General features: G+C 63.0%; 24 protein-coding genes. 8 read left to right on the top strand and 16 right to left on the bottom strand.

From position 1 onward, the window contains the following. Nucleotides 1-79: 79 nt before the first annotated feature. The 11 genes from AB1A62_RS01305 to AB1A62_RS01355 form a co-directional block, all read right to left on the bottom strand. Entirely contained in the window at nucleotides 80-625 is a 546-nt protein-coding gene (locus AB1A62_RS01305; protein ID WP_366659352.1) for a DUF4166 domain-containing protein, read from the bottom strand. Then, nucleotides 622-1,053, bottom strand: coding sequence for a thiol-disulfide oxidoreductase DCC family protein (locus AB1A62_RS01310; RefSeq protein WP_366659354.1), 432 nt, complete (start codon nucleotides 1,051-1,053; stop codon nucleotides 622-624). The genes AB1A62_RS01305 and AB1A62_RS01310 overlap by 4 nt, the downstream gene beginning before the upstream one ends. Continuing rightward, complete coding sequence (locus AB1A62_RS01315) at nucleotides 1,043-1,786, bottom strand: hypothetical protein (RefSeq protein ID WP_366659355.1); 744 nt, start codon at nucleotides 1,784-1,786, stop codon at nucleotides 1,043-1,045. The genes AB1A62_RS01310 and AB1A62_RS01315 overlap by 11 nt, the downstream gene beginning before the upstream one ends. Continuing rightward, nucleotides 1,783-3,768, bottom strand: coding sequence for an RNA polymerase sigma factor RpoD (rpoD, locus tag AB1A62_RS01320; RefSeq protein ID WP_366659356.1), 1,986 nt, complete (start codon nucleotides 3,766-3,768; stop codon nucleotides 1,783-1,785). The genes AB1A62_RS01315 and rpoD overlap by 4 nt, the downstream gene beginning before the upstream one ends. A 130-nt stretch (nucleotides 3,769-3,898) precedes the next feature. Beyond that, entirely contained in the window at nucleotides 3,899-5,896 is a 1,998-nt protein-coding gene (dnaG, locus tag AB1A62_RS01325) for a DNA primase (protein WP_366659357.1), read from the bottom strand. 1 nt (nucleotide 5,897) lies between these two features. Next, a complete protein-coding gene (locus tag AB1A62_RS01330) occupies nucleotides 5,898-6,236 on the bottom strand; it encodes a hypothetical protein (RefSeq protein WP_366659358.1) in 339 nt (112 codons plus the stop codon). A gap of 37 nt (nucleotides 6,237-6,273) precedes the next feature. After that, nucleotides 6,274-6,819 carry a sarcosine oxidase subunit gamma gene (locus tag AB1A62_RS01335; RefSeq protein WP_366659360.1) on the bottom strand — a complete coding sequence of 182 codons (546 nt, stop codon included), beginning with the start codon at nucleotides 6,817-6,819 and terminating at the stop codon, nucleotides 6,274-6,276. Further along, on the bottom strand, nucleotides 6,812-9,757 hold the full coding sequence (locus AB1A62_RS01340; RefSeq protein ID WP_366659362.1) for a sarcosine oxidase subunit alpha family protein: 2,946 nt from the start codon (nucleotides 9,755-9,757) through the stop codon (nucleotides 6,812-6,814). Before AB1A62_RS01340 ends, AB1A62_RS01335 begins: the two co-directional genes overlap by 8 nt. After that, nucleotides 9,754-10,023 (bottom strand): sarcosine oxidase subunit delta, encoded by a 270-nt coding sequence (locus AB1A62_RS01345; RefSeq protein ID WP_222507852.1) that lies wholly within the window; start codon nucleotides 10,021-10,023, stop codon nucleotides 9,754-9,756. Before AB1A62_RS01345 ends, AB1A62_RS01340 begins: the two co-directional genes overlap by 4 nt. A 90-nt stretch (nucleotides 10,024-10,113) precedes the next feature. After that, nucleotides 10,114-11,367 carry a sarcosine oxidase subunit beta family protein gene (locus AB1A62_RS01350; RefSeq protein ID WP_366659363.1) on the bottom strand — a complete coding sequence of 418 codons (1,254 nt, stop codon included), beginning with the start codon at nucleotides 11,365-11,367 and terminating at the stop codon, nucleotides 10,114-10,116. 267 nt (nucleotides 11,368-11,634) lie between these two features. Further along, on the bottom strand, nucleotides 11,635-13,065 hold the full coding sequence (locus tag AB1A62_RS01355) for a Glu/Leu/Phe/Val dehydrogenase (protein WP_366659364.1): 1,431 nt from the start codon (nucleotides 13,063-13,065) through the stop codon (nucleotides 11,635-11,637). Between the two features lie 336 nt (nucleotides 13,066-13,401). Between AB1A62_RS01355 and AB1A62_RS01360 the strand changes: the two genes are divergently transcribed. Genes AB1A62_RS01360 through AB1A62_RS01370 form a run of 3 tightly spaced genes read left to right on the top strand, consistent with a single transcriptional unit; the run spans nucleotide 13,402 to nucleotide 16,197 of the window. Continuing rightward, nucleotides 13,402-15,027: a TadE/TadG family type IV pilus assembly protein gene (locus AB1A62_RS01360; RefSeq protein ID WP_366659366.1), complete on the top strand. Its 1,626-nt coding sequence runs from the start codon at nucleotides 13,402-13,404 to the stop codon at nucleotides 15,025-15,027. Then, nucleotides 15,024-15,560 carry a TadE family protein gene (locus tag AB1A62_RS01365; protein ID WP_366659367.1) on the top strand — a complete coding sequence of 179 codons (537 nt, stop codon included), beginning with the start codon at nucleotides 15,024-15,026 and terminating at the stop codon, nucleotides 15,558-15,560. The genes AB1A62_RS01360 and AB1A62_RS01365 overlap by 4 nt, the downstream gene beginning before the upstream one ends. A gap of 4 nt (nucleotides 15,561-15,564) precedes the next feature. Continuing rightward, nucleotides 15,565-16,197 carry a TadE/TadG family type IV pilus assembly protein gene (locus AB1A62_RS01370; protein WP_366659368.1) on the top strand — a complete coding sequence of 211 codons (633 nt, stop codon included), beginning with the start codon at nucleotides 15,565-15,567 and terminating at the stop codon, nucleotides 16,195-16,197. Nucleotides 16,198-16,217: 20 nt separating this feature from the next. Here the strand turns inward: AB1A62_RS01370 and AB1A62_RS01375 are convergent, their stop codons facing one another. Continuing rightward, nucleotides 16,218-16,694, bottom strand: a complete 477-nt coding sequence (locus tag AB1A62_RS01375; RefSeq protein WP_366659369.1) for a hypothetical protein — start codon at nucleotides 16,692-16,694, stop codon at nucleotides 16,218-16,220. 104 nt (nucleotides 16,695-16,798) lie between these two features. Continuing rightward, entirely contained in the window at nucleotides 16,799-17,755 is a 957-nt protein-coding gene (locus tag AB1A62_RS01380; protein WP_366659471.1) for an NAD(P)-dependent oxidoreductase, read from the bottom strand. A gap of 121 nt (nucleotides 17,756-17,876) precedes the next feature. On the opposite strand from AB1A62_RS01380, the gene AB1A62_RS01385 reads away from it, so the two are divergent. Together AB1A62_RS01385 and AB1A62_RS01390 are read left to right on the top strand one after the other, a co-directional pair. Beyond that, nucleotides 17,877-18,752, top strand: a complete 876-nt coding sequence (locus AB1A62_RS01385; RefSeq protein WP_366659371.1) for a LysR family transcriptional regulator — start codon at nucleotides 17,877-17,879, stop codon at nucleotides 18,750-18,752. Nucleotides 18,753-18,806: 54 nt separating this feature from the next. Continuing rightward, on the top strand, nucleotides 18,807-19,979 hold the full coding sequence (locus AB1A62_RS01390; protein ID WP_366659373.1) for a reductive dehalogenase domain-containing protein: 1,173 nt from the start codon (nucleotides 18,807-18,809) through the stop codon (nucleotides 19,977-19,979). A 109-nt stretch (nucleotides 19,980-20,088) separates the two neighbouring features. Here AB1A62_RS01390 and AB1A62_RS01395 read toward each other — a convergent pair whose 3' ends face one another. Continuing rightward, nucleotides 20,089-21,276, bottom strand: coding sequence for an adenylate/guanylate cyclase domain-containing protein (locus AB1A62_RS01395; protein WP_366659374.1), 1,188 nt, complete (start codon nucleotides 21,274-21,276; stop codon nucleotides 20,089-20,091). Between the two features lie 216 nt (nucleotides 21,277-21,492). Here AB1A62_RS01395 and AB1A62_RS01400 point away from each other — a divergent pair, with 216 nt between their 5' ends. Both AB1A62_RS01400 and AB1A62_RS01405 read left to right on the top strand, forming a co-directional pair. Beyond that, a complete protein-coding gene (locus tag AB1A62_RS01400; protein WP_366659375.1) occupies nucleotides 21,493-22,404 on the top strand; it encodes a pirin family protein in 912 nt (303 codons plus the stop codon). Between the two features lie 70 nt (nucleotides 22,405-22,474). Continuing rightward, on the top strand, nucleotides 22,475-22,777 hold the full coding sequence (locus AB1A62_RS01405; protein WP_366659376.1) for an antibiotic biosynthesis monooxygenase: 303 nt from the start codon (nucleotides 22,475-22,477) through the stop codon (nucleotides 22,775-22,777). An 8-nt stretch (nucleotides 22,778-22,785) separates the two neighbouring features. On the opposite strand, the gene AB1A62_RS01410 is transcribed toward AB1A62_RS01405, so the two are convergent. Both AB1A62_RS01410 and AB1A62_RS01415 read right to left on the bottom strand, forming a co-directional pair. Next, entirely contained in the window at nucleotides 22,786-23,265 is a 480-nt protein-coding gene (locus tag AB1A62_RS01410) for a GNAT family N-acetyltransferase (RefSeq protein WP_366659378.1), read from the bottom strand. Continuing rightward, complete coding sequence (locus AB1A62_RS01415) at nucleotides 23,262-23,849, bottom strand: TetR/AcrR family transcriptional regulator (protein ID WP_366659379.1); 588 nt, start codon at nucleotides 23,847-23,849, stop codon at nucleotides 23,262-23,264. Before AB1A62_RS01415 ends, AB1A62_RS01410 begins: the two co-directional genes overlap by 4 nt. Before the next feature lie 167 nt (nucleotides 23,850-24,016). Between AB1A62_RS01415 and AB1A62_RS01420 the strand changes: the two genes are divergently transcribed. Then, nucleotides 24,017-24,271, top strand: coding sequence for a hypothetical protein (locus AB1A62_RS01420; protein ID WP_366659381.1), 255 nt, complete (start codon nucleotides 24,017-24,019; stop codon nucleotides 24,269-24,271). Nucleotides 24,272-24,318 lie beyond the last annotated feature (47 nt).

Genomic DNA, 24,318 nt, shown 5'->3' on the forward strand with positions numbered 1-24,318 from the left:
TTCCCCCCGGAAGGTAAATGCGGATGCCGCAAGTGTACGGGGCGGACAACGGCTGGGCAACGTCACGGTTAGCAAGTGGTTAACGGCGGAGGTTCAGCTCAGTCAGCGTAATGTGGCCGGTGTAACGCACCAGAAGGCCGATCCGGGGCAGTCTGGCGGAGATGTCGAAGCCCAGATGGCCTTGCGGTGTTTCAAACTCCATTGACGCGCTTTCAGGGCACAGCGCGCGCGGCAACGGCAGCCCGAGCAGACTGGCCTTTTCGACCGTGATTACCAAGGTACCCTGCTGCGCCTTGACCGCAAGCTCCAGTTCAACGGGTCCGAAACGCTCCAGCACCCGGCCCTTGCGCGCATCAAAACGCAGATAGGAGCGGGTTTGATGCTTGCCGAAAACCCGCCGCCAAAGATGGCCCTTCCCGTGCTGCGCGACGTCGAGGCGGAACCGGCTCTGCGGCATCGGCGGCGGGAACCCCGCCAGCCCGGCCAGCAGCCGCGCCCAGCGGTTGCCGCCCTCGACCGAAACCACGCCCTGGCTGCGCTCCGGCGGCTGCGCATGGAACCGCAGCAGGGCTGGCGGCACCTCAAGCTTCTGCGCCGCGATGATCTCGCCAAAGGCGTCCCTCATGCGCCAAAGCCCCCGACGGCAAAGCGGGCGCGGATTTCCGGGCTGGGGATCATGCAGCGGTCATAGCGGCCGAACAGCCGGTAGCGGTTGCGGGCGATGCTGAAATAGAGCGAATCCTTCAGCCATCCCGGCAGGAACCGGCACAGCGACAGCACCGGCCAGGGCCAGGGCAGCGCCCGCATCGCTGCGGCAATGGCATCGAGCCGCTGATAGGCGCGGCTATCGGCGATCACCAGGTTGGTCTCGAAGTCATCCGCAGGCAGGCCCAGTTCACGGTACAGCCGCTGCCCCAGCGGCGATTGCGCGGTGGCAAATGCAAACCGCCCCGCCCGGTCATGGCGCAGCATGAAGCGGAAGAAGCCGAAACACAGCACGCATTCACCGTCGAAAACGATGAGGTTTTGCTCTTCTGACAGATCAACCTTCAATTCGAAACTCGATTGATCTTTTCGGGTCGTGCGAGTTGATTATCACTAATCCCGCCCATCCAAGGCCACTGTTAATGCCTGACTGAAGCAATTGAATGTCATCACTTCTTAAACTTGGTGAAGCTCCTCCACCAACAACCAACCACGCTTCATCGTACTTACCTGTGTAACTTTGAAGTTTTGAACCTTTTCGTTCCAGAGCCTCGTTTACCTGATCGATAGTGTCGGGGATGACCCAACCCGTAAGGTTCACTGGATTTACGCTGCCTAAGTAAATTTTGGGATGAGTAGATTTGCTACCCGGAACAATCCGCGCAGTGACGCCATCAGATAATTCCACCTCTTTCCCCACAAAGCCAAGAGGGGTCCCCACAACTTTTCTCAAATACTCACGAAGATTTTGACGAAGAACGGACTTGTCGATCGGGAACCTTACCGTCAACCCCACGAACAAGTCGCGGTCACCTTCAATTGCCCTAGGAAATTTTTTGATAGCGCTTTCGATAGACTGTAAAAACGGAACATAAACACAGGAATGGTGGATGCTATTTCCACCTTGAGCGACTGTTTTCTCCAGTCGTGTTACCTCAAACAAAACAGTGTCGTTAGCAAGGAAATCGGGGAAAGTGCTTTCCCCATTCGGCTCGTAACAAACGCACGCGAATTTGCTTTGAAGAAATTCAAAGGCCGCTTCCTCTAGCAGGTCGCGGCCTTCGTTAGATTTTTTGGTCACTGATCCAGGAAGCTGCGCAGCTTGCGCGAGCGGCTGGGGTGCTTCAGTTTCCTGAGCGCCTTCGCCTCGATCTGGCGGATCCGTTCGCGGGTCACGCTGAACTGCTGGCCGACTTCTTCCAGCGTGTGGTCGGTGTTCATGCCGATGCCGAACCGCATCCGCAGAACCCGTTCCTCACGCGGGGTGAGCGAGGCCAGAACCCGGGTGGTGGTTTCCTTGAGGTTTTCCTGAATGGCACTGTCGAGCGGCAGCACGGCATTCTTGTCCTCGATGAAATCGCCCAGTTGCGAATCTTCCTCGTCCCCGATCGGGGTTTCGAGCGAGATCGGCTCTTTGGCGATCTTCATCACTTTGCGGACCTTCTCCAGCGGCATCTGCAGCTTGTCCGCCAGTTCCTCCGGGGTCGGCTCGCGGCCGATCTCGTGCAGCATCTGGCGGCCGGTGCGGACCAGCTTGTTGATGGTCTCGATCATGTGGACCGGGATCCGGATGGTCCGGGCCTGGTCCGCGATGGAGCGTGTGATGGCCTGGCGGATCCACCAGGTCGCGTAGGTCGAGAACTTGTAGCCGCGGCGGTATTCGAACTTGTCCACCGCCTTCATCAGGCCGATGTTGCCCTCCTGGATCAGGTCCAGGAACTGCAGGCCGCGGTTGGTGTATTTCTTGGCGATGGAGATCACCAGGCGCAGGTTGGCCTCGACCATTTCCTTCTTGGCCTGGCGGGCCTCTTTCTCGCCCTTCTGAACCTGCTGCACGATGCGGCGGAACTCAGAGATATCCAGACCGACATACTGGCCCACCTGGGCCATGTCGGCGCGCAGCTCTTCAACCTTTTCGGTGGAGCGTTCGATGAACATCTGCCAGCCGCGGCCCGGCTTTTCACCCATGTCGGCCAGCCAGTTCGGGTCCAGCTCGCGGCCGCGGTAGGCGTCGACGAATTCGCGGCGGTTGATGCGGGCCTGGTCGGCCAGTTTCACCATCGAGCTGTCAATCTGCATGACGCGGCGGTTGATGCCGTAGAGCTGGTCGATCAGCGCTTCGATCCGGTTGTTGTGCAGGTGCAGGCCGTTCACCAGCTCGACGATTTCAGAACGCAGCGACTGATAGCGCGCCTCGTCCTCGGTGCTGAAGGAGCCGTCCTCGTTCAGAGTTGCCGAGATCCGGCTGTCCTGCATTTCGCTGAGCTCGGCGAAGTCGGTGGAGATCCGCTCCAGCGTGACCAGCACCCGGTCCTTGAGCGCAGCCTCCATCGCGGCCAGCGACATATTGGCCTGATCGTCTTCGTCGTCGTCATCATCACTGGCAATCGGGTTGCCGTCGGCGTCCAGCTCCGGGCCTTCTTCCTTGGCCGGTTTGGCCGCTGCCACGGCGGAGGTGTCGACAACCGGCTCTTCCTCTTCGCCGTCCTCGTCCAGCTGGTTGCCGAAGGTGGCCTCCAGGTCGATGACGTCGCGCAGCAGGATGTCCTCGGACAGGAGTTCGTCGTGCCAGATGGTGATCGCCTGGAAGGTCAGCGGGCTTTCACAGAGGCCCGCGATCATGGTGTTGCGGCCCGCCTCGATGCGTTTCGCAATGGCGATCTCGCCTTCGCGGGACAGCAGCTCAACCGAGCCCATCTCGCGCAGGTACATGCGCACCGGGTCGTCGGTGCGGTCCAGCTTTTCGGTCTGGGCGCCAGCCAGCGCCACCTCGCGCGGGCCTTCGGTGGTCACAAGGTCGGTGGTGCCCTTGTTCTCTTCTTCCTCGGCCTCTTCGTCCTCGATGATGTTGATGCCCATTTCGCTGAGCATCGACATCACGTCTTCGATCTGTTCCGAGCTGACCTGATCCGGCGGCAGAACCTGATTGAGCTGATCGTAGGTGATGTAGCCTTTCTCGCGGGCCTCCGCGATCATCTTCTTGACCTGAGCCTGGCTCATATCAAGGGAGATTTCGGCGTCCTGATCGTCAGGTTTGCGGTCGTCGGTGTCTTTGGCGGCCATTAAATGCTCCTACTCAGGGGCTGCGGGGCGATTCGCTGAGCGAATCATTAGCGCGATCATCTGATTCGTCACCCCGTTTACCCAATTTTCCTGTGCTCTTCCTTAGCAAAACGCAGAATCACCCTGCGTGTTACTTCTCTGAAAAGCCGATCCGGTCCAAAAGGGCACCGAAAGCGTCGCGCTCATCCCGGTTGAGCCGCGCGCCATTCTTGCCCACGTCATACGTCGCTTTGTCCTCGTTTTCGCTTCGCACGGCCTTGTTCTTGGCCTCTGCCGCCTGGCGCAGCCGCCAGGTCAGCGCCTCGTCCGCAAGCCCGTGCAAATCCTCTTCGGCCTCAGCCAACTCCGCATCCAGCCCGCGCCGCGCTTCGAGTTTTGCGAGCTCTTCGGCCAGTGTCATGCTGGCCAGTTCGATATCGCCGGGTTTGCGCAGGCAGGGGATGATTGCAACGTGGCGAAGGGCAAAGAGGTTTTCAAGGGCATGGGGCCCCAAAGACCAGTCGATTTCCTCGCGCAGCCGCTCCGGCGCGCTGATACCGTGGCGCAGCACCATGTCGCGCAGCGCCGCCAGATCCGGGTCGGCGCATTGCAGGCGCTCCAGGCTGGTCTCAAATTCCGGGATCACTTCGGGCGTGGTGATGGCTGTTGCCAGGATCACCGCCTCCCGCATCGCAGCAAAGGATTCATCATCTGCCCCTGCCACCAGCGAGGCGCGGGTGGTTGCGCGCGGCTGCGGGATCGCGCCGAAGCCCTTGCCCGGCTTCCAGGGCGCGCGGGCACCATCGCGGAAGCCGCCGCCCTTGCCGCCGCGCTGCTGGTAACCGCCCTCGCCGCCGCCCCGGCTGCCGCGGAACAGCTGCCAGCGCATTTCCTTGACGTCCTCGCCATAGTGCTTGCGGATCGACGGATCGCGGATCAGCTTGATCTTTTCCCGCAGCGCCTTGTCCAGCGCAGCCTTGCGCTCGGGGCTGTCAAAGACTTTTCCTTCAGTCTCGCGCTGCCACAGCAGCTTGACCATCGGCATTGCCTGATCCAGCACCGCCTGCACCGCTTCCGGCCCTTCGCTGCGGATCATGTCGTCCGGGTCCTTGCCCTCGGGCATGATCGCAAAACGCAGCGACTTGCCGGCCTCCAGCAACGGCAGCGCCAGGTCGATCAGACGCATGGCGGCACGGATGCCCGCGGTATCGCCGTCCAGCGCGATGATCGGCTCGTCCGACATCCGCCACAGCATCTGCAGCTGGTTTTCAGTGATCGCGGTGCCGAGCGGCGCCACGGAGGACTGGAAGCCGCCCTCGGACAGCGCAATCACATCCATGTAGCCTTCGGCCACGATCAGGGTGGAGCCGCGCCCGGAGGCCGCCCGTGCGGGACCATGGTTGTAGAGGCTGCGGCCCTTGTCGAACAGTTCTGTCTCGGGCGAATTCAGGTATTTGGCGTTATCATTCGGGTCCATCGCCCGGCCGCCAAAGGCAATCGCACGGCCGCGCGCATCGCGGATCGGGAACATGATCCGGTTACGGAAGGTGTCATAGGGTTTGCCGCCCTTGTTCGACGGTTTGGCCAGCCCCGCGCCGATGATCAGATCCTCAGGCACATTCTTGCCGCGCAAAGCGTCCCACAGGTTCTGCCAGCCGTCAGGAGCAAAGCCGATCTCCCAGCGGTCCAGCGCCTGCGCTGTCATGCCCCGCCGCTGCAGATAGGCGCGGGCGTCCTGAGCGACGTTGGTCTTGAGCTGCAGGCGGAAGAACTGCACCGCCTGCTCCATCACATCGGCCAGCAGTGTGCGGCGGTCCTGCTTTTCCTGCGCACGCGGATCGCGTTTGGGCATTTCCATGCCCGCCTCGCCCGCCAGGATTTCAACCGCCTCCATGAAACCGACGTTCTCGGTCTCCTGGACAAACTTCAGCGCGTCGCCCTTGGCGTGGCAGCCAAAGCAGTAATAGAAGCCCTTGCGGTCCTCGACGTGGAAGGATGCGGTCTTTTCGTGGTGGAAGGGGCACGGCCCCCAGTAGTCGCCCTTGCCCGGCTGCGACTTGCGCTGGTCCCACATGACCTTGCGCCCGACGACATCAGAAATGCTGATGCGGGTGCGCAGTTCATCCAGAAAGCCGGGCGGCAGGGACATATCAGTTCGACTTCAGCTGTTTCTGCATCGCCTGGATCTGATCCCAGTTCTGCAGGCACTGCTGCTCAAACAGCGCGCCAAGGTCCGCTTCCTTCAGGTCGCGCCGCTTCATCGCATAGACGTGGCTTGTCAGCTGCGGGATGGCATTGGAGTAAGCTTCAGGCCATTCCGGGTTGCTGTCCAGAATCACCTGCTCCACCTCTTCCTGCTTCACCCGGTCCAGCCGCGCCTGCTGCACTGCGGCCATGACCTGGCCCTGGTATTTGCAGCTTTCTTCTTTGGTTTCAGAAGCATAGGCCGGCGCCGCCAGCAAGGCGGCTGCAAGGGCGATGCGGATCATAGATGCGCTCCGGGAATCAGTTGGTGATTCCCGAAGATTACCCCCGCGCCGCGACGGCTTCCATCGCTGTTTTCAGATCATGCACCAGCGTCTTTGCCATCGAGCGGAACACCATGATCTGAAACGTCTGTTGGCCGGTACGGGTCACCGAGGCCATCATGTGCTTGAGTTCCGCCCGCACGGTATGGCCGCGCTTGAAGACCTGATTACGCATATCGACCGGCACCAGCCGCGCCAGCACGTCCTCGGCGCCCGCTCCTTCCAGCTTAACCACAGCCCAGGCATCGCTCTGGTCCGTCAGCGCGGCGTGCTTGGCCAGACCGGCGTCGGGCGCAGGCCCCATAAGCAGCGCCATGTCCCGGCCGAACCAGACAGCCCGGCTGCCCGCCTTGCCGGTGGCGCGGTTTGCTGCCGGGAACGCCATGCCGTGGGCGGTCTCCAGCGCCTTGCTCAGTGCCTTTTCCTGACCCTTGAAGGGCGCCACGGCCCACATGCTGCCGGGGTGTTCCTCGGTCAGGCTCATATCGCCGATGGTTGCCGGAACCAGCCCCTCGCAGGGGCTTTTTGCAATCAGTTCAGCCACGGGCACGCTCTCCTTCGGGATCAAAGAACACAGGCGAAACGACCTCGCACAGGGTATCGGCTCCGCGCATATGGTCGATCAGGCGCACGGTCTCGCCAATCCGCTCCGGCCCCTCTTTCAGGAAAGCCAGGCCAATCGGATGCCCCAGCGTCGGCGAATACCCGGCCGAGGTTACATAGCCCTGATCATAAATCCGCTCCACCGGGTCGCCCGGCGTGAACAGATGCGCCCCGGCGGTGATCTCCTTGGCCGCACCCACGGGTTTCAAGCCCACCAGGCGCATCCGGTCCTCGGCCATCAGGCCCTCGCGGGTGGACATCGCCTTGCCCAGGAAGGCCTTCTTCTTGGACATCATTCCCTGCAGGCCGAGGTCAAAGGCCGTCACGGTGCCGTTGATCTCGGCGTGGGTAATCAGCCCCTTCTCGATCCGCAGCACGTTCAACGCTTCCATGCCATAGGCACCGCCGCCCATCGCCTCGGCCCGCTTCAGAAGCTCGCGGAACAGGCTCTCGCCATAGCGCGCGGGCACGGCCACCTCATAGGCATGCTCGCCCGAGAAAGAGATCCGGAACAGCCGTCCCTTGACGCCCAGCACGGTCGCTTCGCCGCAGCCCATGAAAGGCCAGGTCTCGCCGTTCACGTCCTCTTCCAGCAGCCCGTTCAGCAGCTCCCGCGACTTGGGCCCGGCGACGGCAAACTGTGCCCATTGCTCGGTCACCGAGGTAAAGCGGACATCCCACTCCGGGTACAGCGCCTGAGAGACGAACTCCATATGCGCCATCACCTGCCCTGCTGCGGCGGTGGTGGTGGTCATCACGAAATGGCTCTCGCCCAGCCGCGCGGTGGTGCCGTCGTCCATAACAAAGCCATCCTCACGCAGCATCAGCCCATAGCGGACCTTGCCGACCTTCAGGGTGCTGAAAGTGTTGGTGTAGAGGAAGTCCAGGAACTTGCCCGCGTCGGCACCCTGGATGTCGATCTTGCCCAGGGTGGAGACATCGCAGATGCCCACTGCTTTGCGCACCAGCGTGACCTCGCGGTCGCAGGACTGGCGCCAATTGGTTTCGCCCTGTTTCGGGAAATAGGCAGCGCGGTACCACAGGCCGACCTCCAGCTGATGCGCCCCGCGGGTGTCGGCCTCGCCGTGCGAAGTCAGGAAGCGCTGCGGCTTGAAGCCCTCATCCGTGGCCCCCGCCCCCATCGCACCGATGGACACCGGCACAAACGGCGGGCGGAAGGTGGTGGTGCCGGTCTCGGGGATTGTCCGCCCGGTGGCATCCGCCAGCACTGCCAGCGCGGCGACGTTGGAGTTCTTGCCCTGATCGGTCGCCATGCCCTGGGTGGTATAGCGTTTCATATGCTCGACAGAGCGGAAGTTCTCCACCGCTGCCTGTTTCACATCCTTGACGGTCACGTCGTTCTGGAAGTCGAGCCAGGCGCGCCCCTTGCCCGGCACCGCCCACAGCGCGGCGATGCGGTAGGGATCATCCTCAGCCTCCGGCAGATCGGCGGCAGCGGATTTCAGGCCCAGCGCCTCCAGCACCTTGGCCGCGGCCTCCGTGCCTTCGCGCATTGCGCCTGCGGTGGAGAAAGTGCCGTTGCAGGCGCCGGCTGTGACAAGGCCGGGCACGGCGCCATCCGCCGGCACAAAGGCCAGCGCCTCGCGCTTCCAAACAGGCCGGCTGTTCAAATGGCAGGTCAGATGCACAGACGGGTTCCAGCCCCCGGACATCGCCAGGCAGTCGGTCTGGATCTTCTCCTCGCCCTTGACCGAGCGCACGGTGATGCTCTCCAGCCGCTGGCGGCCGGCGGAGCCGCAAACCTGCGCGCCCTTGATCACCTGATAAAGCCCGCCATCCGGCGCCTCGTGGCGGCTGTCGATCACCGCTGCGATATGCACGCCAGCGTCATGCAGGTCGCGCGCTGTGCGGTGCGCCTGATCGTTGTTGGCAAAGACCGTGACCCGCTCGCCGGGCGCCACGCCCCAGCGGTTCAGATAGGCACGCACCGCGCCAGCCATCATGATGCCGGGCCGGTCGTTGTCGCGGAAGGCCACCGGGCGCTCGATGGCGCCCGCCGCCAGCACCGCATGCTTGGCCGCAATCCGCCAGAAACATTCGCGCGGCAGATGGCTGCCCTTCAGCGAATGCAGCCGCGGCAGATGATGCGAGACCCGCTCCAGGGCGCCATAGGTTCCTTGGTCATAGGCGCCGGTGACGGCGGTGCGGGACATCAGCCGCACATTATCCATCGCCTCCAGTTCCGCCAGCACTTCAGCGGCCCACTCATGGCCCGGTTTGCCGCCGATCTCCTCACGCTCTGCCAGCAGGCGGCCGCCCATACGGCTGTCTTCCTCTGCCAGGATCACATCCGCCCCGGCCCGGCCCGCAGTCAGCGCCGCCATCAGCCCGGCAGGGCCGGAGCCGATCACCAGCACATCGCAGAAGGCAAAGGCTTTCTCGTAACGGTCCTGGTCCGCCTCGCCCGACAGCGCGCCAAGGCCTGCCGCATTGCGGATCAGCGGCTCGTAGACCTTCTCCCAGAACGCCGCCGGCCACATGAAAGTCTTGTAATAGAACCCCGCGCCAAAGAACGGCGCTGCCAGATCATTCAACGCCATCACATCGCGCTCAACCGAGGGCCAGCAGTTCTGGCTGCGCGCCTCCAGCCCCTCGAACAGCTCCTGCTGGGTGGCGCGCACGTTCGGATCCTGCTGGCCGCCGGTGCCGATGGTCACCAGCGCGTTCGGCTCCTCGCTGCCTGCCGTCAGCACCCCGCGCGGGCGGTGATACTTGAACGAGCGCCCGACCAGATGCACACCGTTAGCCAGCAGCGCCGCCGCCAGCGTGTCGCCCTCCAGCCCCATCATGTGGCGGCCGTTGAAGGCAAAGGTGATCGGCTTGGCGCCCTGGTTCAGCCCTTTTCCGGGAAGTCTCATTTCTCACCTCCCAGCCCGGCCTCGGAGGCCAGCTGCACCGCCAAAATCTCGTGGGTCGCAGTATCGCGGGTCACCTTCAGCCAGGAATTGCAGCCCATCTCGTGGTACCACAGCTCATCCAGCGGCCCTGCCGGGTTCTCCCGCAGGTTCACATACTCATGCCAGGCGTCCAGATCCGCGCCCTCAGCCGGGCGCACCAGCGCGGCACCTTTATAATAGAATTCGCGGCGGTCCCTCTCGCCGCAGAGCGGACAGGTAATTCTCATGACCGGCGCTCCTTCATCTTTCTGAAAATACTCCGGGGGTGAGGCCGCAAGGCCGAGGGGGCAGCGCCCCCCGCCGCGGCAGAGGCGAAATCAGTGCAGGTTATGCTGCGCACCGGTCCCCTCCTCATCCATCAGGCCCGCGCCGCTGCGGAAACGGTCGAGCTTGAACTTCGTGGCCGCCCCATGCGGGCGGTCCGTTGCGATCAGATGCGCGTAAACGCTGCCCGAGCCCGGCGTCGCCTTGAACCCGCCGTAGCACCAGCCGCAGTTCAGATAGAGGCCCTCGATCGGCGAATGGTCGATTATCGGGGAGCCGTCCGGGGTCATGTCCATAATGCCGCCCCAGCTGCGCAGAAGACGCGCCTTGCTGACCGCCGGCACCATTGCCACAAAACTCTCCATCGTGTGCTCCACCATCGGCAGGTTTCCCCGCGCCGCATAGGAGCTGTAGAAATCCAGGTAGCTGCCAAAGACCAGCCCGCCCTTGTCCGACTGGCTGATGTACAGGTGCCCTTCGGCAAAGGTGATCACGTGGTCCACGATGGGCTTCAGCCCCTCGGAGACGAAGGCCTGCAGCACATGGCTTTCGATCGGCAGGGTCAGCCCCGCCATCGCCGCCACCTGGCCGGAGCGGCCCGCCGCAGCCAGCGCCACCTTCTTGGCACGGATCGGGCCGCGGGCAGTCTGCACGCCCACGACCTTGCCGTTTTCCACGTCGATGCCGGTCACTTCGCAGTTCTGGATCAGATCCACCCCGCGCATGTCTGCACCGCGGGCAAAACCCCAGGCCACCGCATCGTGGCGCGCGGTGCCCGCCCGGCGCTGCATCAGCCCGCCCATGATTGGAAAGCGGTTGCTGTCAAAATTCAGGAACGGCGCCAGCTCGCGCACCTGCTCGCGGCTCAGCAGTTCCGCGTCATCGCCCTGGTTGACGATAGAATTGCCCCGGCGCACCGCCGCGTCGCGCTGGCCGTCGTTATGGAACAGGTTGATGATGCCGCGCTGGGACATCATCGCGTTATAGTTCAGGTCCTGCTCCATGGTTTCCCACAATTTCAGGGAATGGGAGTAGAATTCCGAGTTGCCCGGCAGATAGTAGTTGGCGCGCACGATGGTGGTGTTGCGTCCCACGTTGCCGCCGCCGAGATAGCCTTTTTCAAGCACCGCGACATTGGTGATGCCGTGCTCCTGGGCCAGGTAATAGGCGGTTGCCAGCCCGTGGCCGCCGCCGCCGATGATCACCACATCATATTCGGATTTGGGTTCAGGATCCCGCCAATGGGGCGTCCACCCCTTGTTTCCGGTGAGCCCCTCCCGGAGCACACGCCAGCCCGAAAACCGCATGTCGTCCCTCCCCGTCAAATCACTTCCGCCACCCGGGAAAATCTGTTCCGGGTCTTGGCGGCATTGCTACCCGCTTTCGCGTGCTGCTCCTAGCCCCAAGGCTCAATTAGCGGCACTTCAGCACGGCTTTGCCGCAAGTCACACGAACTGAGCACTTGTGTCTAGTGCTAATTGCGACGGGTTGTGACGTAAAGCGGGACCGGCTCAAAAAAACGGGGCGGAGAGTTTCCCCTCCGCCCCGCAGCTGCAATGCAGACCCGCGCCTGTTTACAGACCTTTGGCGTGGTAGCTCTTGGCGACCTTGTCGATCGACACCAGATAGGCAGCGGTGCGCAGGTCGGTCACGTCGTCCCGGCTGTGCCAGACTTCGCGCATCGACTGATAGGCCGCCCGCATGGTGTCATCCAGGCCGGACCGCACCAGTTCCAGCTCGCCCGCGCCTTTCAAATACTTGTCCTTGAAGTCCGGCGACATCGACCAGGTATTGCCCATAACGTCATCCAGCCGCTGCAATTCGTCGATCACCAGCTGGTGGCGTGCTTCTTCCTGACGGCGCTGCATCCGGCCGAACCGGATATGGCTGAGGTTTTTCACCCACTCGAAGTAGGAGACAGTCACACCGCCCGCGTTGGCAAACATATCGGGGATGATCACGCAGCCCTTCTTGCGCAGGATCTCATCCGCACCTGCGGTCACCGGGCCGTTTGCGGCCTCGATGATCAGCGGCGCCTTGACGCGTTCGGCGTTGGAGAGGTTGATCACCCCCTCCAGAGCCGCCGGGATCAGGATATCGCACTCTTCCTCCAGCAGCACGGCACCGTCTTCGACATACTGCGCATCGGGGTAACCCGACACGCCGCCGTGCTTGACGATCCAGTTGCGCACCGCCTCAACGTCCAGGCCGTCAGCGCTGTGCAGCCCGCCGTCCCGTTCGATGATGCCGGTAATCAGCGAGCCATCTTCTTCTGACAGGAACTTGGCAGCGTGATACCCCACGTTACCGAGGCCCTGAACAATGATCCGCTTGCCACCCAGTTTCCCGGACAGACCGGCTGCAGCCTTGTCTTCCTCATAACGGAAGAACTCGCGCAGGGCGTATTGCACGCCGCGGCCGGTTGCCTCGACACGGCCGGAAATGCCGCCCGCGTTCAGCGGTTTGCCGGTGACGCAGGCCTTGGCGTTGATGTCGGTGGTATTCATCCGCGCATACTGGTCTGCAATCCAGGCCATCTCGCGCTCGCCAGTGCCCATGTCGGGCGCGGGCACGTTCTGCGACGGGTTGATCAGGTCGCGCTTGGCAAGCTCATAGGCAAAGCGCCGGGTGATCAGCTCCAGCTCATGCTCCTCGTACTCGCGCGGATCGATGCACAAACCGCCTTTTGAACCGCCAAACGGAGCCTCCACCAGCGCGCATTTGTAGGTCATCAGCGCCGCCAGCGCCTCCACCTCGTCCTGGTTCACGGCCGGAGAGTAGCGGATGCCGCCCTTCACGGGCTCCATATGCTCAGAATGCACCGACCGGTAACCGGTGAAGGTGTGCATGGCGCCGCGCAGGCGCACGCCGAAGCGCACCACATAGGTCGCGTTGCAAACCCTGATCTTCTCCTCCAGCCCCGGCGGCAGGTCCATCAGTTTCACTGCCCGGTTAAACATCAGGTCCACGCTCTCGCGGAAGCTCGGCTCTGTGCGGCTGCTCATGAAAAATTTCTCCGTGCTCAAACATCGACTCGCTGCCGATGATGCCCTCACTCTATGCAGAGTTATCTGGGGAGTGCGACCTTTTTGACCATTTGCGGCCCAAAAGAATCATTTCCCGGCATATGACGGGCGATTCGCTATTTCTGGGGAGGGGATTGTCCGCCCCTGCGCCACAACCCCGCGGAATCACATAAGATTGGATTTCCACTTAAAAACAATCGAAGGCAATTCGGCCAATTCCCGCCGCATTTCCGCCAACTTTACCAAGCAATAATTAATGGAATTCCGCTGCAGAAGCCGGGCTGGCCTGTTCCCCAGCCGGAAGGGGGTATTTAGATGAGTATGCACCACAAGAATTCCACTGCGCTGAGCAATCCGCTCATGCTGCGCTGCCGAGACAAGATCAAAGGCTTCCTAAGGGAAGAGGATGGCGTTCTGGCAAAGCCTATGATCGGCACCTTGTTCCTCATGCTCGCCATCGGCGGCATCGGCGTCGATCTGATGCGGATGGAGCGCGACCGCACCAATCTGCAGTACACGCTGGACCGCGCCGTTCTGGCCGCTGCCGACCTTGACCAGCAGCGAGAGCCGGCGGCGGTTGTGCAGGACTACCTTACCAAAGCCGGGCTGGCCGACTACTACCAGACGCCGGACGTGCAGCAGTCCTTGGGCTACAAGAGTGTGGAGAGCACGGTCAACGCGACCTTCCCCGTCCATCTGCTGAAGTTTGCCGGTGTTGGCGACCTCCCGGTTTATGCCAACTCGCGGGCCGAAGAGACCATCGGCTCTGTTGAGATTTCCATGGTGCTCGACATCTCCGGATCGATGTCCCGCAACAACCGCCTGACCAACCTCAAGGCGGCGGCTCACACCTTCGTGGACCAGATCACCCAGAACACGGACGTCAGCAACCTGTCCATTTCGATCATCCCCTACGCCACCCAGGTGAACGCGGGACAGGCCCTGCTCAGCAAATATACCAACGTCACGCAGGAGCACGACTATTCCTACTGCGTCAACTTCATCAAGGACCAGTTCAGCAAGCACACGCTGGACCGGGATGAAAACCTTGAGCGCACCGCGCATTTCGACACGTTCACCTACTCGGAGAACATGATCTCGACACCTGTTTGCCCGACCAGGGAGGGCTCTGAGATCCTGCCTCTGACCAACAATGCCGCGTTGCTGCACGAGCATATCGACAAGCTGACTGCAAGCGGCAACACCTCCATTGACATCGGCATGAAATGGGGCAGCGCCCTGTTGGACCCGACCGCCCGCAGTGTCGTGAACGACCTGATTGCCGACGGTGTAATCGACGCCTCCTTTGCGGACCGGCCGACCGATTACGGCAGCGGCGACACCCTGAAAATCATCATCCTGATGTCCGACGGCCAGAACACCAACCAGTACATGGTGAACCCGTCGCGTCGGGAAGGCGACTCTGACGTGTGGTACAACGAAACGGCAAGGGCCTATTCCGTTTTCCACTCCGAGGGAGAAAAGAATTACTACTGGGAGCACATGAACCGCTGGGAAGACCACCCCTACGGCGAAGGCACCTATGAGACCTGCGACTCCTACGGCTGCACGAGCAATGCGGAAGAAGGCTCCTCTGTCCGGCTGACCTATCCGGAGCTGCACGCCCGTGCCTCCCTGGCCTGGATCGCGAACTACATCTACGAGTTCAGCAGCAGTGCCTGGGCCGACTGGTTCTCAGCCGGCCGCTATTTCCACAACCGAACCGCCAAGGACCAGCACACCAAGACCATGTGCGACATCACCAAGGACCAGGGCGTGATCGTGTACTCGGTTGGCTTTGAGGCTCCCACTGGCGGCATCAAGGTACTCGAGGACTGCGCCAGCTCGCCCGCTCACTTCTTCGATGTGGAAGGCCTGGAGATCACCGACGCCTTCTCGTCAATCGCGACTTCCATCCGTCAGCTGAGGCTCACCCAATGACAAACCGCATCCAAACCGCCCTGCGCCGGTTCCGGCTTCGTGAGGATGGCAATGCTTCGCTGGAGTTTGCCCTCGTCATCCCCGGCTTCCTTCTGATCCTGATGTCCACCATCGAACTGGGCATGATCAACCTTCGCCATTCACAGCTGGAGCGCGCGCTGGACCAGACCGTCCGCGACATCCGTCTCAACACTGGCGTTGACATGCAGCACGACGCGCTGCGCAACACGATCTGCGAACGCTCCGGCTTCATCCAGGAATGCTCGACATCCCTGCGCCTGGAAATGGTCCGCCTCGACCCGTTCAACATGGCTTCGATCGACCAGACGCCGGATTGCTTAAACCTCGTCGAAGAGGTCCAGCCGGTCCGCTCCTTCGAGAACGGACAATCCAACGAGCTGATGTTCGTCAGGGCCTGCATGAAGTTTGATCCGCTGTTCCCGACCTGGGGGCTTGGTAAGAATCTTCACAAAGATGCAGACGGCCGCGTCCAGCTGATCGCATCTTCCGCATTTGTCCAGGAACCGAGGTAACGCCATGCTGACCTTTCTGTCCCGCCGCCTGCCCGGCCGCACACCCCGGCCGCTGCGCGAATTCGCAGAAGACACCCAAGGCAACGTCGCCCTTGAATTTGCCATCTACGCACCAGTGCTGCTGGGTCTCTTTGCCGCCGTATACACTTTCTTTGACGCCTTCCGGCAGGAAAGCATCAACCTGAAGGCCGCCTATACGATTTCGGACCTCATCTCGCGTGAGACCAACTATGTGAACGAGACCTACATCGACAGCATGCACATGCTTGCCGGCGAACTGGTCCGTGCCGACTCGCAGTTCTCGACACGGATTTCGGTGGTCCGCTGGGATGATGGTGACCAGCGTTACTACGTCGACTGGTCCAAGGTCCGCGGTTCCGCCTTTACGGAATGGGACGACGGGTCGATCAGCAACGTCGAAGCGCACCTGCCGACCATGCCGGACCAGGAACGCGTGATCCTCGTGGAAACCTGGAACGAGGTTGACCCGGTCTTCAACGTCGGCCTGCCGAAACTGGACGTGCAGAACTTCGTCTTCACCCGTCCGCGCTTTGCACCGCAAGTGGTCTTTGTCGAGGACAAGGGCAACGGCAACAATCACAACGACGACGCGGAGAAGGTTTCGCCGCCCGCCTGATCAGCCCTCTGACCGATCAATCAACCCTGGCCGCGCTGCACCAGCATCGCGGCCAGAATTTCTGACATCGCCTTGCCCTGCGACCCCGGTGTCACCCCGCCAATGCCGATCCGGCGGCCGGACCGCCACCACAGTCCCGGCATCCAGGCTCTGCCGCCTGGTGTGCCGGTTCGGATCAGGAAGCCGTTGGACGGCTTGAAGGCAAAAAAGCCGCGGTCGATGGTTTCGATATCCTCCACCCGCGCAATCACCTGCCCGTCGGAACAGCGCAGTTCCTCCGCCGTCAGTTCGATCCGGTGCACGGTGGCCTGCCACATCCGCACCGCCAGCCACAGCGCGGCGCCGCCAACCACCACCAGAAACACCAGCCAGGCCGGCGAGGGCGGCGCCGCAAAGGCCACGTAGACCAGCAGGCAGCCGGTCAGCCCCAGCATCACCGTCCCCATCACACGCCGCCCGGCCGAGGCCTCGATCGTGGCCAGAACTTCCTTGCTCATCCGCTGCTCCTCTTTGCTGCCTTGCCGGGCATAGACCGGATTCACCAAAGAAAACAGCCCCCGGCGCACCGGGGGCTGACTGCAGCCATGCTGTTCGGGAAAACTTATTCCGCAGCAGCGCGGCGCACGACCACCTCGTATCCCGGCTCTTCCGGTTCATCGTCGACCAGCTCCTGCGGGAAGCCCGGCGCGGTGATCGACAGGCCGGTGGCCTCTTCCAGGCGCTCGATCATCCGGTCGGACTGCGCCCGCTCGCCATAGCGGCGCTGGCCGTCCTTCATCATCTCGATCATCAGCGGCGACAGCTCCAGCGGCACGTTGTGGCGGTCAGCCAGGGTCTGGAACAAGCCGATGTCCTTCATCACCAGATCCATGGTGAAGTTCACATCGCGCGAGCCGGACAGGATCAGCTGGCTTTCGGTCTCATGCGCAAAGGACGTGCCAGAGGACATCGAGATCGCCTCGAACGTCATGCCCAGATCCATGCCGCAGGCCTTCATCACCGTGAGTGCTTCCATAACCGCCAGCAGATTCATGTTGGCCAGGTAGTTGGTCATCACCTTCAGGGTCGAGGAATTGCCGATCTCCCCCACATGCAGAATGCGGCGGCCCATGGTGGTCAGGATCGGCAGGATGCGGTCGAAGGTGGCGCGCTCGCAGCCTGCGTAGATCGAGATGTTGCCGGTGCCCGCCCGGTGGCAGCCGCCCGATACCGGGCAGTCCACCGGTTCGCCGCCGCGTTCAACGATCAGGGCGCCCAGGCGTTTCACCTCTTCCACGTCGGTGGTGGACATCTCCATCCAGATTTTGCCGGGCTTCACATGCGGCAGCATTTCGGTGACAACCGCATCGGACGCCGCCGGGCTCGGCAGGCAAGTGATCACCGCATCGCAATCCTGCATCATCTGCGCCGGGGTGCCGCCCGCCTTGGCACCGCGTTCCACAAAGGCCTGCACCAGATCCGCGTCCAGGTCGTGCACGGTCACATCCAGACCGTTGCGCACCAGGCTGCCCGCCAGCTTGCCGCCGACGTTGCCAAGGCCGATGAAGCCGACTTTCATGTCCGTTTTCATGTCCCGTTTCTCCTCCCGGGGTAATGGCTTGGGAAATGGCTAGCTTGACCCCAGTCAAAACAAAAACGAATAATAACACCGCCTGACCCCTATTTTTTTTGCAACGCTAATGTCCGATCTCCCCAATCTCGTCTGGCTGCGCGCCTTTGAGGCCGCCGCCCGCCTGCAAAGCTTCACCGCCGCCGCCGAGGAGCTGGGGCTGACCCAGGCCGCGGTCAGCCATCAGGTGCGCAGCCTGGAAAGGAGCTTTGGCATCACCCTGTTCCTGCGCCGGTCGCGGCATCTGGAGCTGACGCAGCTGGGCCACGCCTACTACCCTTCGGTGGCACAGGCGCTGACCGATATCGCCTATTCCACCCGCGGTTTGCTGGGGCATGCGCAGACCCGGACCGTGACCCTGCGGGCGCCGGTCTCTACTGCGGTCCTGTGGGTGGCACCGCGGCTGGGAGCCTTCCATGCCGCCCACCCGCATATCCGCATCCGGCTGATCTCTGCAGTATGGGCCGACAGCACCCAGGACGAGGACGTGGATATCGACCTGCGGCTTGGCCCGTCAGGCTGGTTCGACCGCCGCGCGCATCTGCTGGCCACCGAAAGCGTCATTCCCGTGGCCCAACCGCAGCTGGCAGCAGAGCTGTATTCTGTGGACCACCTGTTCAGCCAGACTCTGATTCACATTCACGGCTATCAGGACCATTGGCTGCGCCTGTCTGAGCAGGAGGGCGTGCCGCTCAGAGACCGCACCGCGCCGCTTTATGTCGACACCTCCTTGGCGGCGATCGAAATGGCTGCCTCCGGCGCCGGTGTCGCCATGCTGATGCGCCGCTATGCCGAACTGCCGTTGTCGCTGGGGCGGCTGGCGCCAGTGCTGGACGCCGAGATCCCCATGGGACAGGGCCACTATCTGATGCCCGCCGCCGGCGAGGCCCCCAACAGCGCTGAGGCCGCCATGGTGCGCGACTGGGTTGTATCCTTGTTCTGTTAAGAAAGCGGCCCAGCACATCTTGCCCGGCGGCCGGGTGCCGGATACCGTCCGGCCATGCCCTGGCCCCAGAACACCCCGCCCCAGCGTGACGGCGATGCAGCCGCAGGGATCGAAGTCACCGATGATTTCGAGCGGTTCCCGCAGCGCAACGACATCTTCACCCGCGCCTTCTGGGATGAGCGGATAAAGTCCAAGCATACCGCCAAGTTCTTTTCCTCCTACCGGATGGAAGCCGCACCCCGGCGCGGCGACGGGTTCACCCAGCGCGATTTTGCCCTGCGCAACGCGGCCTGGCTGATCTCCGACGTGGTTTCCTCCCGCCGCGCGCATGACGGCATCCGCGAGGGGTTCCAGGCCGCCATCCGCCCTGACACGCCAGTGGCCAAGGACCGGCTGGAGATTGACGACTCCGCCAGAATGTCCGCCGAGGTCAAACGCATCGCCAATTTCTTTGGCGCCGATCTTTGCGGCATCACCGATCTGGACGAGCGCTGGCTCTACACATCCCGCGTCGATGCCCGCGACATGTCGGAAGCACCGCATGACCTGCCCGAGGGGCTGACCAGCGTGATCGTGCTGGGGCATGAAATGGACAAGGAACTGGTCGCCACCTACCCCTCCGCTCTGGCAGGGGCGGCGACAGGGCGGGAGTACAGCCACGAGGCCTCCATCGTGATGCAGCTGGCCGCCTATATCCGCAACCTGGGCTACGAGGCGGTGCCGTCGATGAACGACACCGGCCTGGTGATCCCCTATGCGGTCAAGGCGGGGCTGGGCGAATACGCCCGCAACCAGATGGTGATCACACCGGAGTTCGGGCCGCGCCTCAGGTTTTCCAAGATCTTCACCAGCCTGCCGCTGGCCCATGACGCCCCGCAGCCGCTGGGGGTGAAGGCGTTCTGCGATATCTGCACCAAATGCGCCGACGCCTGCCCGGTGAAGGCGCTGCCCTACGGGCCGCCCTCAACGGAAACCGCCAATGTCTCGGCGATCAAGGGGGTCAGGAAATGGACCTCGGATGCCGAGAAATGCTTCTCCTTCTGGGCCAAGATGGCCTCTGACTGCGCCATTTGCATGCGGGTCTGCCCGTTCAACCGCGACTATTCCAAACGGCGCAACCGGCTGTGGCTGAAGCTGGCACTTGGCCCGCTGCGCAAGCTGGCGCTGCGGCTGGCAGGGAAACACGGGCAGCGGCGCAAACCGTCGGAGTGGTGGAACGAAGCCTGAATACATAGCCCGGGCCGCTTGCGGCACGGGCCGCGCCTGCCTGCCCCCGGCAGGCGCGATTGCGCCCGCCCAGGCAGGCACGGCCCTTTTTCGAATTCCCAGACAGCGCTCACTCCAGCGCAACCGCAAACACCTCCTCCGGTGCCTGCAGCCCCTTCAGCCGCTGTTCTCCCAGCGACCGCCCCTCAAGTTCCGCCCGCTGCCGGAACTCGGACGACACCAGCAGCGGCTCATCCTTGGCGCCGCACAGCTCCGCCACACGTGCCGCCAGGTTCACGTCCCGGCCGATCACCGTGTAATCCAGCCGCATCCCCGACCCCACGTTGCCAAACGCCGCCTCGCCGAAGTGAAGTGCGGTGCCAACCTCGAATTGCGGCGGGTCAGAACGGGCAGCGACCCGCGCCAGGCCTTCACGCGCCGCGGCAAGCGCCTCGGCACAGATCCGCGCCCCGTCCTCTTCGGCGCGGAAGATCGCCAGAACACCATCGCCGATCAGTTTCAGCACCTCGCCGCCAGCGGCCTCCACCGGCGGCACGATGCAGTCGTAATAGGCATTGAGCAGGCCGGTCGCCTGTTCCGCGCTCATGCCTGCGGTCAGCTCGGTAAAGCGGCGCATATCTGCGAACAGGATGGCGGAGCGGATCCGCATCACCTCACCCCGGTGCACGTCGCCAGACAGGATCCGCCGCTGCGGCTCCTCGCCGACGTAGATCCGCAGAACTTCCTTCATGGTGCGGGCGGTGGACAGCACCTCCTGACAGGCCGCCAGTGCCGGAAACACCGCCCGCAGGAAACGGATATCCTCGTCAGAAAACCCTTCCGGCGACTGGGTGGCAAAGCTGAAGATGCCTGCCGTGCCGATCCCCATGAACACCGGCGCCATGATGTAATGGGTGTACCCCTCCGCCTTCAGGTCCGGGACGATGCCATAGCGGTCTTCCGGCGTGTGCGGCAGCCACAGGATCACCCATTTGCCGGTGCTGTGCACATCGGCCGCCGGTGAGCGCGCATAGCCGTCGCCGCTGTCCTCGTTGAAGGGAAACAACTCGCTGCGGGTGCCCTTCCCGTGTTCCCAGAAGCGGGCGCTGGCCACCGCCTCGGCATGCAGCAGCTGCACAATGGAGGCGGCCCGCTGCAACGGCACCCCGACCGCACGGATCAGGCTGCACATCTTCTCCAGCACCTGATCCGGATCCGCGGCGGAGCGCCCGTCCTCCAGCATGTAGGAGATCAGCCGCAACGCGCCCTGCAGGCGGTCCGGCGGCAGCTGCAGCAGGGGATCGGGAGCTTGTGTCATCTGCTCAGGCTACCCCGCACGCACTGCGCCCGGCAACGGCAATGCTCCCGCCCGTCCTAAGGACCTGCGGCACCGCGTCCCGTTGGGCCGGGCAGCCCTGTGGGCTGCGGGGGGCGTCTGTTCACCTGCGCACAGCCGACGTGTCCGACGACAGGTTTCAGGGTGGCAGCGCACAACCTATCTTAGCCGCAGTCAACGTTTACAGGAGGCATTGAGATGTCCCTCAGACCCATTCTCGAAACCCGCGCCGCGCAGCCCCATACCGAGGGCGCCGGCGTCAAGCTGCACCGCGCCTTCGGCTTCCAGGATCCGTCGGAGCTGGACCCGTTCCTGCTGTTCGACGACTTCCGCAATGAAAACCCGGAGGACTACCTGCGCGGCTTCCCCTGGCACCCGCACCGCGGCATAGAGACCATCACCTATGTGCTGGCCGGTTCCGTGGAACATGGCGACTCGCTGGGCAACGTTGGCACCCTCGGGGCGGGCGACGTGCAGTGGATGACCGCCGGGTCCGGCATTCTGCATCAGGAAATGCCCACGGGCAACGCCAAGGGCCAGATGCACGGCTTCCAGCTGTGGGGCAACCTGCCCGCCAGCCAGAAGATGACCGCGCCGCGCTATCAGGACATCAAGGGCACCGACATCCCCGAGATCATCGACGACGACGGCACCCGGGTGAAGGTGATTGCCGGCGATTTCTGGGGCAAGCGCGGCCTGGTGGACGGCATTGCCGCCGATCCGCAGTACTTGGACGTTTACGTTCCTGCAGGCGTCAAAAAGACCCTGCCGATCGACACCTACCGCCGCGCCTTTGCCTATGTGTTCGAGGGCGAGGCTGCGTTTGCCGATGCCTCAGCCCCGCAAGGCGTGCTGCTGGAGAAAGAGGTCGCAGGCCAGGAGGTCAACATCCGCGATCTGTCCGGCGACCGCACCCTGATCCGTTTCGGCACCGGCGACGAGATCACCGTGCAGGCGGGCCCCCAAGGCGTGCGCTTCCTGCTGATCGCCGGCGCGCCGATCAATGAGCCGGTGGCCTGGCACGGGCCGATCGTGATGAACACGCAGGAGCAGCTGCACCAAGCCTTCCGCGACCTGCGTAACGGGACGTTTATCAAGCCCGCGCACTAACCGGATCGCCTGCCAATCGGCGCCACTGATGTGCTATACTCCCCCTGTCCAGTAACCGATGGGGGGAGTGATGATCATCCGGGTGTTCCGTGCCACTGTCCGCGACGACAAAATTCAGGAATTCAAGAATTTTCTGACCGATACCGCGGTGCCGCATGTGCGCCGCCAGCCTGGGCTTGTATCAGTGACCGCCGGGCTGCCGCGGCCCGAATCTCCCGCCACATTCTGTGTGGTGATGGTCTGGGAAAGCATCGAAGCGCTGCAGGCCTTTGCCGGCGAGGACTGGGAGCAGCCGCATGTGCTTCCCGAAGAGGACCCGATGGTGCTCAGCCGCCAGATCGATCACTACGACATGCTTGGACTGCTGAGCTGACCCGGGCTTCAGCCGCCGGAAAACCAGCTGTAGACGGTTTCCGCCCCCGCAGGCTCCGGCGTGAAACCGGCTTTCTGCAGCACCCGGGCCGAGGCCGCGTTTTCTTGCATAACCCCGCCGGATAGGGTGACGCCGCTGCCGCGGAAATGCGCCTGCAATCCGCTGATCAGCTCGCTGGCCAGGCCCTGCCCCCAGGCATCCTCGACAAACAGATAGCCAAGGTTGCGGGTTTTGCTGCCGTCCTCAGGATAAGACAGGATGATCAGCCCGATACCCTCGCCTGACGTATTGCTCAGAGCCACCGCTTCGGCCTGCTGCGACACCGCTTGCAGAAAGGCCTGCCGCGCGCTGTGGTCCTGCGCCGTCTGAAACCCGGCCGGCAGCCACTGCACCACCTTCGGGTCAAACAGCTTCGCCAGTTCCATTGCCGTCAGATCCTGCCACGGCGCCGCCTGAAGCCGCTTGGTTTTCAGCTCCAGCAGGCTCATGTGCTGACCGCCTTTTCCACCATGCCCCAATAGACCCGCTCCACCTCGTCCAGCGACAGCCGGCCTTCAGAGCGGTACCAGGTGTTGACCCCGTTCAGCATCGCAATCACCGCCAGTGTCGCGATCTTGGTGTCGGGAATGGCAAACTCACCCTGCTCCACACCTTCCTTCAGGATCCCTTCCACCCCGTTCTCGTAATCCCGGCGCAGCGATTCGATGACGGTGAAATTCTCCTCCGTCAGGTTGCGCAGTTCCATATAGGCGATGAACACCGCATCCGGGCGCTCCAGGTGAAAGCGGATGTGAAAGCCGGTGAACGCGCGCAGCCGCTCCAGCGCGCTTTCCGCTCGCGGCACCGCGTCCCAGGCGGCCTGCAGCTCTTCCATGTGGCTGGACATCAGGCTGAACAGCAAGCTCTGCTTGTCCGGCGTGTAATTGTAGAGCGCTCCGGCCTGCACCCCGACCTCCTTGGCGATCTGGCGCATTGAGACAGCAGCATAGCCATGCTGAGCAAACAGCCGCAAAGCCGCCTCGCGGATGCGGGGGCCGGTGATATCGGAATGGGAACCTTGGGTACGTGCCATGGGCCGACAATAACTGAACAGATGTTCAGAAAAAAGAGCGAATGCCGCCGGTTCGCTTACCTGACAGCACACTGCCGCCGGACCATCCCCCGAAAGCTGCGGGAAATCAATTGTGCCAGCCCGCCGGAGCCCCTAAAACCGGACCTGCAGAGCATGAGGATTGGGCAATGCAGATTTGCACACGGATCGCACTTATTCTGACGGTGACGGCAGCCGCTGCCTGCACCCGTGTGCCTGAGCTGGAGGACCGGCTGACGCCTGACCTGCGCGGCGCGGATTATCCCCGCCTGCTGCCGCTCGATGACGCGCTGGAGCCGCTGGACCCGCCGCAGCAGGCCAGCCAGGAGCTTCAGGATGAGCTTGATGCCCGCAGCGCCCGCCTGAAACGGCGCGCTGAAGCTGTCAAAAACGCCGAACTCTGACCGCTTCGCGGCATTCCTGCCTGCATCTCTCTGCCTTGTTCCGCAGC

This window comes from Leisingera sp. JC11, assembly GCF_040704725.1.
Lineage (GTDB): Bacteria > Pseudomonadota > Alphaproteobacteria > Rhodobacterales > Rhodobacteraceae > Leisingera.

Excerpts from the sequence above, each read along its gene's own strand:
- AB1A62_RS01360 (WP_366659366.1), top strand. The coding sequence starts at position 13,402 with ATGAGTATGCACCACAAGAATTCCACTGCGCTGAGCAATCCGCTCATG.
- AB1A62_RS01305 (WP_366659352.1), bottom strand. The coding sequence starts at position 625 with ATGAGGGACGCCTTTGGCGAGATCATCGCGGCGCAGAAGCTTGAGGTG.
- AB1A62_RS01355 (WP_366659364.1), bottom strand. The coding sequence starts at position 13,065 with ATGAGCAGCCGCACAGAGCCGAGCTTCCGCGAGAGCGTGGACCTGATG.
- AB1A62_RS01370 (WP_366659368.1), top strand. The coding sequence starts at position 15,565 with ATGCTGACCTTTCTGTCCCGCCGCCTGCCCGGCCGCACACCCCGGCCG.
- AB1A62_RS01390 (WP_366659373.1), top strand. The coding sequence starts at position 18,807 with ATGCCCTGGCCCCAGAACACCCCGCCCCAGCGTGACGGCGATGCAGCC.
- AB1A62_RS01340 (WP_366659362.1), bottom strand. The coding sequence starts at position 9,757 with ATGAGACTTCCCGGAAAAGGGCTGAACCAGGGCGCCAAGCCGATCACC.
- AB1A62_RS01375 (WP_366659369.1), bottom strand. The coding sequence starts at position 16,694 with ATGAGCAAGGAAGTTCTGGCCACGATCGAGGCCTCGGCCGGGCGGCGT.
- AB1A62_RS01380 (WP_366659471.1), bottom strand. The coding sequence starts at position 17,755 with ATGAAAGTCGGCTTCATCGGCCTTGGCAACGTCGGCGGCAAGCTGGCG.
- AB1A62_RS01345 (WP_222507852.1), bottom strand. The coding sequence starts at position 10,023 with ATGAGAATTACCTGTCCGCTCTGCGGCGAGAGGGACCGCCGCGAATTC.
- AB1A62_RS01420 (WP_366659381.1), top strand. The coding sequence starts at position 24,017 with ATGCAGATTTGCACACGGATCGCACTTATTCTGACGGTGACGGCAGCC.
- AB1A62_RS01365 (WP_366659367.1), top strand. The coding sequence starts at position 15,024 with ATGACAAACCGCATCCAAACCGCCCTGCGCCGGTTCCGGCTTCGTGAG.
- dnaG (WP_366659357.1), bottom strand. The coding sequence starts at position 5,896 with ATGTCCCTGCCGCCCGGCTTTCTGGATGAACTGCGCACCCGCATCAGC.
- AB1A62_RS01405 (WP_366659376.1), top strand. The coding sequence starts at position 22,475 with ATGATCATCCGGGTGTTCCGTGCCACTGTCCGCGACGACAAAATTCAG.
- AB1A62_RS01385 (WP_366659371.1), top strand. The coding sequence starts at position 17,877 with ATGTCCGATCTCCCCAATCTCGTCTGGCTGCGCGCCTTTGAGGCCGCC.
- AB1A62_RS01395 (WP_366659374.1), bottom strand. The coding sequence starts at position 21,276 with ATGACACAAGCTCCCGATCCCCTGCTGCAGCTGCCGCCGGACCGCCTG.
- AB1A62_RS01330 (WP_366659358.1), bottom strand. The coding sequence starts at position 6,236 with ATGATCCGCATCGCCCTTGCAGCCGCCTTGCTGGCGGCGCCGGCCTAT.
- AB1A62_RS01350 (WP_366659363.1), bottom strand. The coding sequence starts at position 11,367 with ATGCGGTTTTCGGGCTGGCGTGTGCTCCGGGAGGGGCTCACCGGAAAC.
- AB1A62_RS01400 (WP_366659375.1), top strand. The coding sequence starts at position 21,493 with ATGTCCCTCAGACCCATTCTCGAAACCCGCGCCGCGCAGCCCCATACC.
- AB1A62_RS01410 (WP_366659378.1), bottom strand. The coding sequence starts at position 23,265 with ATGAGCCTGCTGGAGCTGAAAACCAAGCGGCTTCAGGCGGCGCCGTGG.
- AB1A62_RS01415 (WP_366659379.1), bottom strand. The coding sequence starts at position 23,849 with ATGGCACGTACCCAAGGTTCCCATTCCGATATCACCGGCCCCCGCATC.
- rpoD (WP_366659356.1), bottom strand. The coding sequence starts at position 3,768 with ATGGCCGCCAAAGACACCGACGACCGCAAACCTGACGATCAGGACGCC.